At 65.3% G+C, this 13,764-nt stretch carries 12 protein-coding genes; 2 read left to right on the top strand and 10 right to left on the bottom strand.

The features are described 5' to 3' along the window. The first annotated feature begins 476 nt into the window (after positions 1 to 476). Together BI327_RS20175 and BI327_RS20180 are read left to right on the top strand one after the other, a co-directional pair. Positions 477 to 1,886, top strand: a complete 1,410-nt coding sequence (locus BI327_RS20175) for a Spy/CpxP family protein refolding chaperone (protein WP_245334876.1) — start codon at positions 477 to 479, stop codon at positions 1,884 to 1,886. Between the two features lie 97 nt (positions 1,887 to 1,983). Beyond that, positions 1,984 to 2,676: a potassium channel family protein gene (locus BI327_RS20180; protein ID WP_076862538.1), complete on the top strand. Its 693-nt coding sequence runs from the start codon at positions 1,984 to 1,986 to the stop codon at positions 2,674 to 2,676. 44 nt (positions 2,677 to 2,720) lie between these two features. Here BI327_RS20180 and BI327_RS20185 read toward each other — a convergent pair whose 3' ends face one another. From BI327_RS20185 to BI327_RS20230, 10 genes are all read right to left on the bottom strand, one after another. After that, a complete protein-coding gene (locus BI327_RS20185) occupies positions 2,721 to 3,866 on the bottom strand; it encodes an alpha-hydroxy acid oxidase (protein WP_076863093.1) in 1,146 nt (381 codons plus the stop codon). A gap of 115 nt (positions 3,867 to 3,981) precedes the next feature. Next, complete coding sequence (locus tag BI327_RS20190; RefSeq protein WP_076862539.1) at positions 3,982 to 4,845, bottom strand: sugar phosphate isomerase/epimerase family protein; 864 nt, start codon at positions 4,843 to 4,845, stop codon at positions 3,982 to 3,984. Further along, entirely contained in the window at positions 4,845 to 6,038 is a 1,194-nt protein-coding gene (locus BI327_RS20195) for a dihydrodipicolinate synthase family protein (protein WP_076862540.1), read from the bottom strand. The genes BI327_RS20190 and BI327_RS20195 overlap by 1 nt, the downstream gene beginning before the upstream one ends. A gap of 14 nt (positions 6,039 to 6,052) precedes the next feature. Beyond that, on the bottom strand, positions 6,053 to 7,204 hold the full coding sequence (locus BI327_RS20200; protein WP_076862541.1) for a Gfo/Idh/MocA family protein: 1,152 nt from the start codon (positions 7,202 to 7,204) through the stop codon (positions 6,053 to 6,055). Next, a complete protein-coding gene (locus tag BI327_RS20205) occupies positions 7,201 to 8,607 on the bottom strand; it encodes a hypothetical protein (protein ID WP_076862542.1) in 1,407 nt (468 codons plus the stop codon). Before BI327_RS20205 ends, BI327_RS20200 begins: the two co-directional genes overlap by 4 nt. Before the next feature lie 12 nt (positions 8,608 to 8,619). Then, positions 8,620 to 9,468 carry an ABC transporter ATP-binding protein gene (locus BI327_RS20210; protein WP_076862543.1) on the bottom strand — a complete coding sequence of 283 codons (849 nt, stop codon included), beginning with the start codon at positions 9,466 to 9,468 and terminating at the stop codon, positions 8,620 to 8,622. Between the two features lie 169 nt (positions 9,469 to 9,637). After that, entirely contained in the window at positions 9,638 to 10,636 is a 999-nt protein-coding gene (locus tag BI327_RS20215) for an ABC transporter substrate-binding protein (protein ID WP_076862544.1), read from the bottom strand. 125 nt (positions 10,637 to 10,761) lie between these two features. Next, the gene (locus tag BI327_RS20220; protein ID WP_076862545.1) at positions 10,762 to 11,571 is read right to left on the bottom strand and encodes an ABC transporter permease; all 810 of its coding nucleotides are present in this window, start codon (positions 11,569 to 11,571) and stop codon (positions 10,762 to 10,764) included. A 265-nt stretch (positions 11,572 to 11,836) separates the two neighbouring features. After that, a complete protein-coding gene (locus tag BI327_RS20225) occupies positions 11,837 to 12,493 on the bottom strand; it encodes a TetR/AcrR family transcriptional regulator (protein ID WP_076862546.1) in 657 nt (218 codons plus the stop codon). 325 nt (positions 12,494 to 12,818) lie between these two features. Continuing rightward, positions 12,819 to 13,667: a VOC family protein gene (locus tag BI327_RS20230; RefSeq protein ID WP_076862547.1), complete on the bottom strand. Its 849-nt coding sequence runs from the start codon at positions 13,665 to 13,667 to the stop codon at positions 12,819 to 12,821. Between the last annotated feature and the right edge of the window lie 97 nt (positions 13,668 to 13,764).

Raw genomic sequence — 13,764 nt, forward strand, 5'->3', positions numbered from 1 at the left:
CGTCCATGCGTTGAAGCTCTGCGGGCAGGGATGGACGGAGAGCCACGCTCATGTCTTCCCGGCGCGCAGGACTTATTGTACTTTTGATTGGTGCCTCAATGCTCGCGACGAGCGGCGGTGCGTCCGCCCAGCCGCACGTCAAGGGTGGACCGGCGGCACGCCCAGCCGCGCCGCCGGCGATGGCGCGTCCTGCCGCGCCGATGGTCCACGCCGCCCCGCCCGCAATGGCGAGACCGCCTGCAATGGCGCGGCCACAAGCTATGGCTCGGCCCGCCGCACCCGCGTTCCACGCGCCGCAGCGACCGGCGATGGCGCCGCGCCCGGCGCCGCATTTCGCCGCCCCGTCAGTGCGCCAGGCTCCCCGTATCGCCGCGCCGCACGTTGCAACGCAACGGCCCGAATTCCGTCGCGGGGCACCGCCGCAGCGCCCGGCTCCCCATGTGGCCGCGCCATCGCGCCCGAGCCCGCCGTCGCGCTTGAGCGAGCGGCCGTCGCCGACGGAGCGAATTCAACAGCGCGCGCAACAGCGGCAGCAGCTGATCCAGCAACGCCAACAGACCGCGCAGCAGCGGCAGCGTGACACGCTGTCGCGCCAGACCGCCGAGCGGCAGACCCGGATCGATCGCCTGCAGCAACGCGTGCAGCAGTTGCAGTCGCAGAAGGTTCAGGGCGCACGCGCGCAACGCGCCCACGACCGCGCCCTGCAGGCACAGAACCGCCTGCTGCAACGCGAGCAGCGCTCACAGCAAGCCGACCTTGCCCGCCAGCAGCGATTGGCACCGGCCACGACGGTTGGGGCCGCAACCGCGACCACAGCCGCGACGCATGCGGCTCAGCGCGAGCGATTTGCCGCGCACTTCCGCGACCAGGCCGGAGCGCAAAGCCAGGCGGCACTTGCGATGCGCCAGGGCGGCTGGGCGCCCCGCAATGCCTGGCGGCGCGGCCATCGCGCGGCGTTCGTGGCGTGGCTTGGTCCGGTGTTCCTGCCTTACGCCTATTCGGACATCTTCGACTACACGTTCTGGTCCTATGCCTACGAGCCCGGCTATTGGGCCTATGCGTATGACGACTTCGTCGACACCGTGTTCTGGGACACCAACAGTCCCTATTCGGCCTATGCCAGCATCGAGCCTGGCGACTATCCGGCGACCGCAGGCCGCACGCGGTCCCGTCAGCGCGCCGACACCAGCCCGCAGGCGATCAAGCAGCTGTGCGGTGAACCGGACAAGGGCGTCACGGCCTGGCCGCTCGCCGACATCGCGCGTGCGGTGCGGCCGACCCAGCAGCAGCGCGCCCTGCTCGACGACTTGAAGACGGCCGCAACGCGGGCCGCCAATGTCTTCAAGGACACTTGCAGCGACACCTACGCGTTGACGCCAACCGGCCGCTTGCGGTCGATGCAAAACCGCATCAGCGCGACGCTCGAGGCGATCAAGATCGTGCGGCCCGCGCTGGAGAATTTCTACAGCTCGCTCAACGACGAGCAACAGGCCCGCTTCAACGCGCTCGGCCCGCATGTCGGCGAGCGTTCGCCGCAACAGCAGGAAACAACCGCGCAATCCGGCAATTGCGGCGATTCGAAATCCGACCTGGCGCAGCTGCCGATCAACCGGATCGAGTCCTCGCTCCACCCGGCGGGCAAGCAAAAGGAAGCGCTCGACCGCCTCAGCGATGCGACCGCAAAAGCCATCGCGGACCTGCAGGCCGCCTGCCCCAACGACATCCCGCTGACGCCGGTCGGACGACTGGAGGCGATGCAGCACCGGCTCGAGGCCATGCAGAAGGCCGCCAAGCTGATCGAGCCTGCGCTGGACAAATTCTATGCCTTGCTGAGCAGCGAGCAGAAGGCACGCTTCAACACCCTGGAGCGGGTCGCGAGCCCCTGAGGCCTGCGATCCCGACCGCCCCGTCTTGCGTTTGCCGCCGCCCCGCAGCAATGTTTGGCACCGGCATCCCTAAGCGATGCCGAACGGCGGGGCGGGGATGAAACGGGGTTGGACGAACATCGGCGAGCTGCGCGAGCGCTGGGGCGATTCCCTGCTGACCGTGCTCACCATCCTGATGCTTGTCATGATGTTCGTGGTGGCGCCGCTGCAGGCATTGGGCCTGTTCGAGTTCCAGATTTTTGAGCTGCTGCTCGCGCTGGTCCTGGTCGGCGGCGTCTTCCTGATGTCTGGCAGCACGGTCGCGGTCGTCACGATGCTGGTCGCGCTCGTCATGATCGTCACGGGCGGAATCCTGCGGCTGCGCTCACCTTCGATTGTCGATCTCAACCTGTTCGCCGGCTCGTGGCTGCTCGTCGGCCTGACCATGGCCGTGACGGTGGCGCGCGCGACGTTCGCACCGGGCCGCGTCACCTATCATCGCGTGATCGGTGCCGTCCTGCTCTATCTCACGGTCGCCGTGATCTTCGCGGCGCTCTACACCTTTGTCGGCACGCTGAGGCCCAACGCGTTTCCCGGCATGAAAGTCGAAGACAGCCCGGCGCTGGCGAGCCGGGTGATCTATTTCAGCTTCGCTACGCTCACGACCACGGGGTATGGCGACGTCGCGCCGCTGCATCCGATCGCACGAAGCCTGTGCAATCTCGAAGCGATCTTCGGCCAGCTCTATCCGGCAACGCTGCTGGCGCGGCTCGTCACCCTGGAGATCGAGCACCGCAACGAGGAGTCCTGATGACGCGGTGAGCAGTCCGCACATCTCAGGGAGCGATCGACCAGCTACCTGAACCGCAGGTTTGCGCGCGAAAGCTGGCTGATCGACGAGCACCCCATCAGCCGCATGTCTCGCACCAGCTCGGCCTGCATGAGACCAAGCGCACGCTCGACTCCCGCCTGGCCCGCGGACGCAAGCGGATAGAGATAGAACCGTCCGACGCCAACGGCCTTGGCGCCCAACGACAGCGCCTTCAGCACATGGCTGCCGCGCTTGATGCCGCCGTCCATCATCACGTCGATACGGTCACCCACAGCATCAACGACTTCAGCCAGCTGATCGAACGCCGCCCGGGAGCCGTCGAGCTGCCGGCCGCCATGGTTGGACAGGATGATGCCAGTGCAGCCGATCTCAACGGCACGTTTGGCATCGTCAACCGACATGATCCCCTTCAGGCAGAACTGCCCGTTCCACTCCCGGACCATTTTGGCGACGTCGTCCCATGTCATGGCGGGATCGAGCATTTCGGTGAAATACCGCCCGATCGACATCGCGCCGCCGCTCATGTCGACATGCTCGTCAAGTTGCGGCAGCTTGAAGCTTTCATGGGTGACATAGTTGATGGCCCATGCCGGCTTGATGGCAAATTGCAGCATGCCGCCAAGTGTCAGCTTGAACGGAATTGAGAACCCGGTGCGCAGATCGCGCTCGCGATTGCCGCCGGTGATGCTGTCGACGGTCAACATCATCACATTGACGCCGGCCTGCTTGGCGCGCTGCATCATCGCGGTGTTCAGGCCGCGATCCCGATGGAAGTAGAACTGATAGACCTGCGGCGTATCGTGCGCCTTGCGCAACTCCTCCAGACTCACAGTACCAAGTGAAGACACGCCGAACATCGTACCGTACTTCGCAGCCGCCGCGGCGACGGCCCGTTCGCCCTGATGGTGGAACAGGCGCTGCAGCGCGGTCGGCGAGCAATAGAATGGCGTTGCCAGCTTCTGGCCCATCACGGTGACGGAGAGATCGACGTTCTCGACGCCGCGCAGGACATTGGGCACCAGATCGCAGCGCTCGAAGCTCGCGGTGTTCTGGCGCAGCGTCGCCTCATCATCCGCCGCACCATCGATATAGTCGAAGATCGGCCCCGGAAGCCGCCGTCGCGCCAGCTCCCGGAAGTCGTGGAAATTGTGACAGTCGCTCAGACGCATATCATGCTCCGAATATCCGGATCGCGGCGTGCCACGGCTCTTCTGCACCGTGACGCTCAGCACCAACCGGAATAACGGGCACGCCTCGGCTTGTCCACCGAACCGGGCTGGCGGGTCAAACCACCGTCCGGTGGCGCGCGATGCAGGTCCGCAGCACCTCGTCCAGCGGCCGGCTCCACCAGTCATTCGAGAAGATCTCGATCTCGGAATAGCCGGCAAAGCCCTGCGCCTCGACCGCCGCGCGCACCGACTTGATGTCGATGACGCCGTCGCCCATCATGCCGCGGTCGTTGAGGATGTCCTTGGTCGGCACCAGCCAGTCGCAGACATGGAACGCGAGCAGGCGATCCTTGCCGGCGCGCGCGATCTGGGTCATCAGCTCCGGATCCCACCAGATGTGATAGACGTCGAGCGCGACGCCGATCGCGCCGCTGCGGGCAGGATCGAGCGCATCGCAGATGTCGAGCGCGTGCTTCGTCGTGTTCACGCAGGCACGGTCGGCCGCGTAGGCCGGATGCAGCGGCTCGATCGCGAGCGGCAATTTCGCCTGCCGGGCATAGTCCAGCATCTCGGCGATGCCGTCATGCACCTGGTTGCGCGCCGCCGCGATGTCCTTCGAGGCCGTGCTGCCCGGCCGCGAATATTGCGGCAGGCCGCCGACCACGAGCACGATGCAGGAGGCGCCGAGCGCTGCCGCCTCGTCGACCGCACGGCGGTTGTCGTCACGCGCCTCGCTGCGATGTGCGTCATCGGCCGTGAACATGCCGCCGCGGCAATAGCCCGAGAGATCAAGTCCGGCGTCCTTGACCGCGCGCACGGCACGGTCGAGCCCGACGGAAGCGACCTGGTCGCGCCAGGGATCGATGGCGCGGATACCATGGCGCGCGCAGGCCTCGACGATGGCGAGAAGATCGCCCTGCCTGCGGACCGTCGCCGTGTTCAGCGACAGCCAGCGGTGGTCATTGGAAAAATCGCGCATCAGGCGTCGATGCCGCGGGTGGTCAGGATAGCCTGCATCCGTCGTGTCGCGAGCTCCGGATCGGCGAGCAACCCCGCCTGGTCGGCCAGCCGGAACAGCTCGGCGAGATGCAGGGTCGAACGCCCGCTCTCCTGTCCGCCGACCATGGTGAAGTGATCCTGATGTCCGTTGAGATAGGCCATGAACACGATGCCGGTCTTGTAGAAGCGCGTCGGCGCCCTGAAGATGTGGCGCGACAGCGGCACCGTCGGCCCGAGCACGTCGTGGAAGCCGGCCTCATCGCCTGCGGCCAGACGTGACAGCGCATAGGACGCCGCCGGCGCGATCGCGTCGAAGATGCCGAGCAGCGCGTGGGAAAATCCCTTGTCGTCGCCGGCGATCAGTTCGGCATAGTTGAAGTCGTCGCCGGTGTACATCTTGACGCGGGAATCGAGCCGGCGCCGCATGTCGATCTCGCGCTGCTTGTCGAGCAGCGAGACCTTGACGCCGTCGACCTTGGCCGCGTTGGCGTTGATGATCGCGACCGCAATGTCCATCGCTTTGTCGAGATCGGCCGTGCCCCAATAGCCCGACAGAGCCGGATCGAACATGTCGCCGAGCCAGTGGATGATCACGGGCTCACGGACCTGCGACAGCACGCGGTCATAAACCCTGGCGTAATCCTCCGCGTTCTTGCCGAGCTTTGCCAGCGCACGCGAGGCCATCAGGATGATGCGGCCACCTGCCTTCTCGACCGCCGCGATCTGCTCCTCATAGGCGCGGATGACGTCGTCGATGGATTTTGCGTCTTCGACGGCAAGGTGGTCGGTGCCGGCACCGGAGAACACCAGCGCATTGCCCCTGGCCTTCGCTGCCGTCACCGAGCGCTGGATCAGTTCAAGTGAGGTCGCCCAGTCCAGCCCCATGCCGCGTTGCGCGGTGTCCATCGCCTCGGCGACGCCGAGGCCAAGATCCCAGACGTGCTCACGGAACGCGATCGTCTTGTCCCAGTCGATCGCGGCCGTCAGCCAGGGATCGACGTCGGCGCGCGGATCGGCCACCACATGGGCGGCCGAGAACGCCACGCGATTGAGCGTGCCCGCGAGCTTCGCGGGAAAGGTCCGCGACGCCGCCAGGCGATAGGTCTCGAGGCCGCCATCGGCGGTCGGCAGCTTCAACGAGAGCGATGACATCGGCAGGACCGGCTTGTTCATGGCAAAGTCCTTTCTCAGGCTGATATCGGGGCGACGTCGATCCAGCGCCGCTCTTTCCAGCTCTGCAGCGCACATTCGGCGAGCTGCACGCCCTTGGCGCCTTCGAGCAGGGTGTATTTGTAGGGCGCATCCTCGCAGACATGGCGGATGAACATCTCCCACTGCTCCTTGAAGCCGTTATCATAGACGACGTTCTCAGGCAGCTTCTGCCAGTCGGCATAGAAATCGTGCATGCGCTTCTCGTCCGGATTCCACACCGGCCGCGGCGTCGCCTGGCGCGCCTGGATCACGCAGTCGGTCAGGCCCGCGACCGCCGAGCCATGGGTGCCGTCGACCTGGAAAGTGACGAGGTCGTCGCGATAGACGCGCGTCACCCAGCTCATGTTGATATGCGCGATGACGCCGCCCTTCAGGCGGAAGGTGGCGTAGGCCGAATCGTCGGCAGTCGCCTGGTACTTCTTGCCCTTCTCGTCATAACGCTCGGGAATGTCTGTCGTGCCGATGCAGACCACGCTCTCGACCTCACCGAACAGATTGTCGAGCACGTAGCGCCAGTGGCAGACCATGTCCAGGATGATGCCGCCGCCGTCCTCGGCACGGTAATTCCACGACGGCCGCTGCGCTTCCTGCCAACCGCCCTCGAACACCCAATAGCCGAACTCGCCGCGCACCGAGAGCATGCGGCCGAAGAAGCCGGAGTCGCGCAGGAAGGCGAGCTTCTTCAGGCCCGGCAGGAACAACTTGTCCTGCACCGTGCCGTGCTTGAGCCCCTTGGCATTGGCGAGCTTCACGACCGCAACGGCCTCCTCGAGATTGGTCGCGATCGGCTTCTCGCAATAGACATGCTTGCCGGCATTGATCGCCTTGGTCAGCAGCGAAGGCCGCGCCTGCGTGGTGGCGGCGTCGAAGAACACGGTGTCGCCCTGGTTGGCGAGCGCGCGGTCAAGATCGGTGGTGTGACGCTCGATATTGTAGCGTTTCGCCAATGCGCCGACCTTCTCGGCGTCGCGGCCGACCAGGATCGGATCGGGCATGATGCGGCCGCCGTTCGCGAGCTGCACGCCGCCCTGCTCGCGGATCGCGACGATCGAGCGGATCAGATGCTGGTTGAGCCCCATCCGGCCGGTGACACCGTTCATGATCAGGCCGAGGCGTTTGGTCGTCATACTGTCTGCTCCTGCGAAACGCGTGGTGTTGGCCGCTTGAGCGGCTGCATGGTGGACCAGTCCGGATGGATCGAACTGGCAAATCCGGCGGCGGCGGCGATCGATCCGGTCAGGAGATCGCCGTCATGGATCGCGAGGCGGACCTTGCTGCCGTCGCGCGCGTAGAGATCGGGATGCGCGGTGAGGAAGGCGTCGGCCTCGTCGGCCGGGGTGTCGGCAAAGCCGTCGACGTAATGGTGCCCGTTGCGTTCGGCATGCGGGACGCCGATCAGCGCACCGAGTGCGAGGTCCTGCTGCACGCCGAGCCCGGCCTGGCAGGTCAGATCCTCGCCGCTGATGAAATAGGAAGCGCCATCGACACTCCACGCCGCCGCGCGCGTGGCGTTGATGACGGACTTGTAGATGCCCTTGCACGATTTCGAGGAGATGCCGCGATAGCCGAGCGCCCGCGCCTGCGGAAATGCGTCGTAGGAATCGTCGGCCTCGTCGATAATGAAATTACGCGCGGCAAGTCGCCAGATTGGCGAGGCCTTGGTGATATCGCGCGGCATCGGCTGCTCGATGTAGAGCAGGTTCGCCGAGATCGACTGCAGTGCCGGGTCATCGTCAAGCCGATCGACCAGCGCGTTCAGTGCGGCAAGATCGGCATATTGCTCGTTGGCATCGAGCGTGATCCTGGTGGTGTAAGGCAGCTTTGCAAGCTCGCTGCCGATCTGCGCCAGCCGCGCCGCGTCATGAGCGGGATCGCCGTTCAGCTTGAGCTTGAAATAGCGCGCGCCGGCGTTCTCGTTGCGGTCGGCGACGCCGCCCTCGCCTTCGACCTTGTCGTCCATCCCGACCGTGTGCCTGACGGCGACACGTTCGAGCCGTTGGCGCGCCGACAGAAACCGCGCGATTGCGGCATCGTCGAGATCCGGCGTCAGCCGCGCGTCGACGCCGGCGATATTGCCGGCCATGCCGTCGAAGAAATTGACGCCGGCCGCGCGCAGCAGCGCATCCAGGATCGCCTTGTCGATCTCGGCCGGGCCGAAGCCGGCGGCGAGCGGCGGAATGTCCTCCGCGGCGCAGGCCGCGACCTGCGGGCCAATACAGGCGGCATGCAGGCCGAATGCGGTCTCAAAGCCCGTGTTGGCGAGATAGAGCTCGCGTGCGCTCGCAAGCGAACGGCGGAGGCCGTCGAGCGACTGTGGGTCCGTCAGATGCGGCCGCTTGTCGAACCATTTCGGTGCCAGCATCTCGGCGCTGGCGCCGGTCGACCGGCCCTTGCCCTCCACCTCGATCTCGACCCGGACGAAGAGCTGCGTCGACGCGGTGATCGTGACGGCGCCGAAGCGGAACGGCCGGGCGAACACCAGCGGCCGTTCGAAGAAGGCGATATCTTTGACTGCGAGACGAGGCGGCATTGGAGGCTCGATTCAGTCCAGCGACCCCTGCGTGAAGAAATGCTTGCGGATCCGCTGCACCAGTTCGTTGAAGACGGGATCGGACATCGTCTCGAGCGAGCGCGGCCGCGGCATCGGCACGTCGTAGATCGCGGCAATCGCGCCGGGGCGTTCGGTCATCACGAGCACGCGGTCGGCGAGGAACACGGCTTCGGGAATCGAGTGCGTGATCAGCAGCACCGTCTTGCCGGTCTCGCGCTGGATTCGCATCAGTTCGACATTCATCCGCTCCCGCGTCATGGCGTCGAGCGCGCCGAACGGCTCGTCCATCAGCATGATCTTGGGATCGTGCACCAGCGCACGGCAGATCGAGGCGCGCTGCTGCATGCCGCCGGACAGCTGCCACGGCAACTTCTTCTCGAAGCCTTCGAGGCCGACCAGCTTCAACAGCTCCCTGGCGCGGGCAAGATATTTGTCCCGCGGCAACTGCTTCATGTCGATCGGCAGCATCACGTTGGAGAGGATGTTGCGCCATGGCAGCAGCAGCGCGTTCTGGAACACGATGCCGACATTGCCGTGCGGCCTGGTCACCGGCTCGCCGTCGACCAGCACCTCGCCTGATGTCGGCGGCAGCAGGCCCGAGATCATCTTGAGCAGCGTGGACTTGCCGCAGCCGGAGGGCCCGACCACGACAAAGAATTCGCCGTCATTGATGGTGAAGTCGAGCGGCCGCAGCGACGGCACATCGCCATCGCGCGAGCGGTAGGTCTTCGACACGCCGGACAGCTTGATGCCGGGCGCGGCGCCGGCCGCGCGGTCCGACACCAGCCGCAGATGCGCGGCGGGCTGGCTGACTTCGGTTGGCTTCGGTAGGGGATTCATCGCGCCTCTCTCCCCCCGTCGTCCCTGCGAAAGCAGGGACCCATACGCCGCGGCTTTTCCTTCGGGCACATGGGGAGAGACCTCCCGCAAAAACCAACGACGGTGGTTATGGGTCCCTGCTCCGTGCGCAATCGCGCACTCGGCAGGGACGACAGCGGGGGTTGACTGCTCACGAATTACCCTTCGGCAGATAGTCGTTGGTGTAGAACGCCTTCGGATTGGCCTTGGCCTTGGCGTCGAGGCCGCCATATTCGACCATCAGGTCGACCGACTCGGTCATGTTCTGGTCGGTGACCTGGAACGGCCGCTTGGTCTTGGTCTCCGCCGTGCGGTAGAGCGGGATCGTCAGTTCGAAGCCTTGCGTGAGCGTGTCGATCTTGCCGCCCTTCGGATTGGCGTCGAGGATCGACTGCGCGGCGGCCTTCGGATCCTTCTCCGCAGCTTCCACCGCCTTTGTCGTCGCCGACATGAAGCGGCGGACCAGGTCGGCATTGGCCTTCACGTAGTCGGAATTCGCGATGATGCCCGACGACACCATGTTGATGCCGTAGTCGGCGAACTTGATCGGATAGACGTCCTTGCCGGTGGCGTCCTTGATCTTCATCGACTGGTCCATGACGTAGCCGAGCAACAGATCGGCCTGGCCGTTGATGACCGCGTTGAGCTTGGTCTGGCCATCGCCGGCAACGGTCTGGAAGTCGCTTTCCTTCAGCCCGGTCTTCTTCAGGAACAGCGGCCAGATCTGCGTCATCGAATCCGCGGGCGTGATCGCGACCGTCTTGCCCTTGATATCCTCCGGCTTCCTGATGTTCTTGTCGGCAAGGCTCATCGCCGACATCGGGCTGGTCTGCAGCAGCACGCCGGTGGCGATGACAGGGGCGCCCTTCACCGCCGCACGCATCATGGTGGGTACGTCGACATAGCCGAAGTCGGCGGTCTTGGCCGCCACCGCCTGCGTGGTCGCGGCCGAGCCGCGGCCTTCCTGGATCTCGAGGTCGATGCTCTCAGCGGCATAGATGCCCTTGGCCTTGCCGTAATAAAACGGCGCATGCTCGCCATAGACGTACCAGTTCAGCATCAGCACGACCTTGTCCGCGGCGGATGCCGGGGCCACCGCCAGCGCGGTCCAGGCCAGCGCGGCTATAACAGCAGTGATCAATCGCATCACATTATCCTCCCGTTTTTCTTTTCGTCATTGCGAGCGAAGCGAAGCAATCCATCGTGCAGCAAGCGGGAAATTGCTTCGTCGCTATCGCTCCTCGCAATGACGTTGCTGTTGTTTCTGTGCACATCCTACGAAGCGAAGCTGATGTCGTCGCGCTGGCTGACGTGCCAGGGGATCACCAGCCGCTCGATGCGGTCGACGATCCAGAACAGGATGACGCCGAGCAGCGCCAGGATCACCAGTGCAGCGAACATCGTCGGCAGGTCGAAGGTGCCGATCGAGCGCTGCATCACATAGCCGATGCCGGAGTTGGAGCCGACGAACTCACCGACCACGGCCCCGACCACAGCGAGCGTCACCGACACCTTCAGGCCGGAGAAGATCGCAGGCATCGCATGCGGCAGGTTGACCGCGCAGAACACCTTGAAGCGGCTGCCCTGCATCGCGCGCGCCAGGTCGACCATGTCGGGGTCGACCGACTTGAAGCCCTGCACGGCCGAGACGACCACCGGGAAGAAGCCGAGCAGGAACGCGGAGATCACCTTGGGGATGATGCCGAAGCCGAACCACACCACGAACAGCGGCGCGATCGCGATCTTCGGCACGGATTGGGAGAACACCAGCAGCGGATAGACGTAGCTCTCGACCGTCTTCGAGCCCGCGATCAGCATCGCGACGGGAATGCCGAACAGCGCCGAGAGCAGGAAGCCGCACAGCGTCGCATAGGTGGTCGGCCAGGACTGCCGCAACAGCTCCGGCCAGTCGGTCCAGAGCACCGCGACGACGTCGCCGGGCGACGGGATCTGATAAGCCGGAATGTGGAACAACCGGATCGAGAGATCCCAGGCCGCCACGATCACAACCAGGAACAGGAACGGGCGCAGCCACGCCGCATTCAGCACCTTCGACAGGCCCGAAGGGCTCTTTGCCTCCGCCACGTCACGCTCCCTTGCAGTCTCTGTTCGGAGAGAAATTAACCCGTTGGATAAATACTGTCCAGCCCCTGGCGCGCGGCAAAATCGCGCCGAAACATGCAACTTTCGTCAGGCAAGATTTTTGGTCCGAATGTTTGGTAGCCCGGATGAGCGAAGCGATATCCGGGGGAAAACCTGTCCGGGGATGGCCCGGTCCCGGATGTCGCTTCGCTCATCCGGGCTACGAGCTATCGTGCTTGGCAATGACTTCAGACGAACCGCGAAGCGTTCACACCACCCGGTGTTCGCTGGTACGCAGCAGCGGCATCGCGCTGCCGACTTCGGCCGTGGACTTGCCGGTCAGCGCCGCCAGCACCAGCGCGGTCATGTGCTCGAGGCGCTCGTCGCGAGCGTCCTTCTTGAGGAGATCGCGGCCGAAGATCACGCTCAAGGTGGCGCTGTTGGAGAGATAGAAGAACGCGAGCCCCGCGATCGAGATATAGAGCTGCACCGGATCGACCGCGACGCGGAAATCGCCGCTCTCCACCCCGCGCGTCACCACCGTGCGGATCATCTCGACAAAGGGCGAGTGCATCGACTTGACCTTGGTCGAGCGCTTCAGGTGCTTTGCCTTGGCGAGGTTTTCCGTGTTCAGCAATGCCAGGAACTCGGGATTGCGCAGGAAATAGTTCCACGTGAAGTCGATCAGCCGCCCGATCGCCTCGGGCGGATCGAGATGCTCGAGATCGAGCGTGCGCTCCTCGGCGCGGATCTTCTCGTAGGCGCCTTCCAGCACCTCGAGATAGAGATCCTCCTTGTTGCCGACATGGTAGTACAGCATGCGCTTGTTGGCGCCGGCATTGGCCGCGATGCGGTCGACCCGCGCCCCGGCGAGGCCATGGGCGGCGAATTCCTGCTTGGCCGCCTCGAGAATCCGCAGCCGCATCCCTTCCGGGTCGCGCTGCCATCTCTGTATTCGCTTTGCCTTCGCCAATTCGATCGCCCGGTGATGCCCAGTAGATCAATGTAACATGACGCGCGACGTTTGAGAACGAATGTTGTCGTGACCGCGATGCGGGAATATTTCTCGCGTTGCACCTTCGTCATTCCGGGGCGCGCCTTTTGGCGCGAGCCCGGAATCCATCGAACCGCATACTCCGTGGATCAATGGATTCCGGGTTCTCGCTTCGCGAGCCCCGGAATGACCAATGAAATTGCGCCGCCATATCCCCGCGGCGCGTTGCCGGGACGACGCGCAGATGAAACGCGGCCTAGCCTGGCTTCCCTTGGGAGGGCTGCACCAGAAGCGTCGGCACGCCGCAGGTGCCGGTGCGCACCGTCATCACGCGCGTGCCGGGCTTGCGGCCGGTGCGAACCTCGGAGACGTCGACGCCGGCGGCGACCAGCCGCGCATGCGTGGCATCGATATCGGCGACGCGCCAGCAGATCCCGCGCAGCCGGTCCGGCGCGTCTGTCTCCGATTTGCCGGGCCGGTGCGTGACCTCGACCACGAGATCGCCGCAGCGGAAGAACATCAGCCGGCCCCACTCGGGATGCGAGCGATCGAGCGCCATGTCGAGCCCGAGCCGCGCGCCATAAAGCGCGGCGGCGCGTTCCGGGTCGGCGGTCGCAACCACGACATGATCCATCGCGGTGATCGAGGCCGGCATGGTGCGCACCGACAGCGGCCGCTCCTGCTCCCGCTCCAGGAAGAACATGCGCACGCCGCGCGTCGCATCGGTCGCGGCGCGTGTGCGTTTCCACGACAGCGTCGCGCCGCTCGCCTCATCGCGGCTCTCGACCTCGGCGACCGGCTCGGGCTTCAGCGTCAGCCGGTCGAGCCTGCGGTGCGTCCTGGCGATATCGCTGGTGCGGAAGCAGAGGCTCGCGAGGCCCTCGCCCTGGGTGGCGAGCGCCGTCCGGACACGCTGGGCGGCATCGTCATCGCCGCGCGGCGCCATCAACTCCAGCGTCGTGTTGTCGAGCGTGAACAGCACGCGGTCGGCGCCGTCGCCGCTGTTGCGCCAGGAAGGCGTCCGCGCGAACAGCGTCTCGTAGGCGGCGCTGGCAGCATTGATATCGCCGGTCAGGACGACGACGTGATCAAGGCTGGTAATCATGGCTGCGGCCTCCCCGAATCTGCCGTCATTGTGCTTCTCCCTTGCGCGTCCCGGAACAAGTGGCCGCGGGCGGCCGTTATGCCGAATGCCAGAACGA

It is taken from the genome of Bradyrhizobium mercantei (assembly GCF_001982635.1).
In the GTDB taxonomy this organism is placed as follows: domain Bacteria; phylum Pseudomonadota; class Alphaproteobacteria; order Rhizobiales; family Xanthobacteraceae; genus Bradyrhizobium; species Bradyrhizobium mercantei.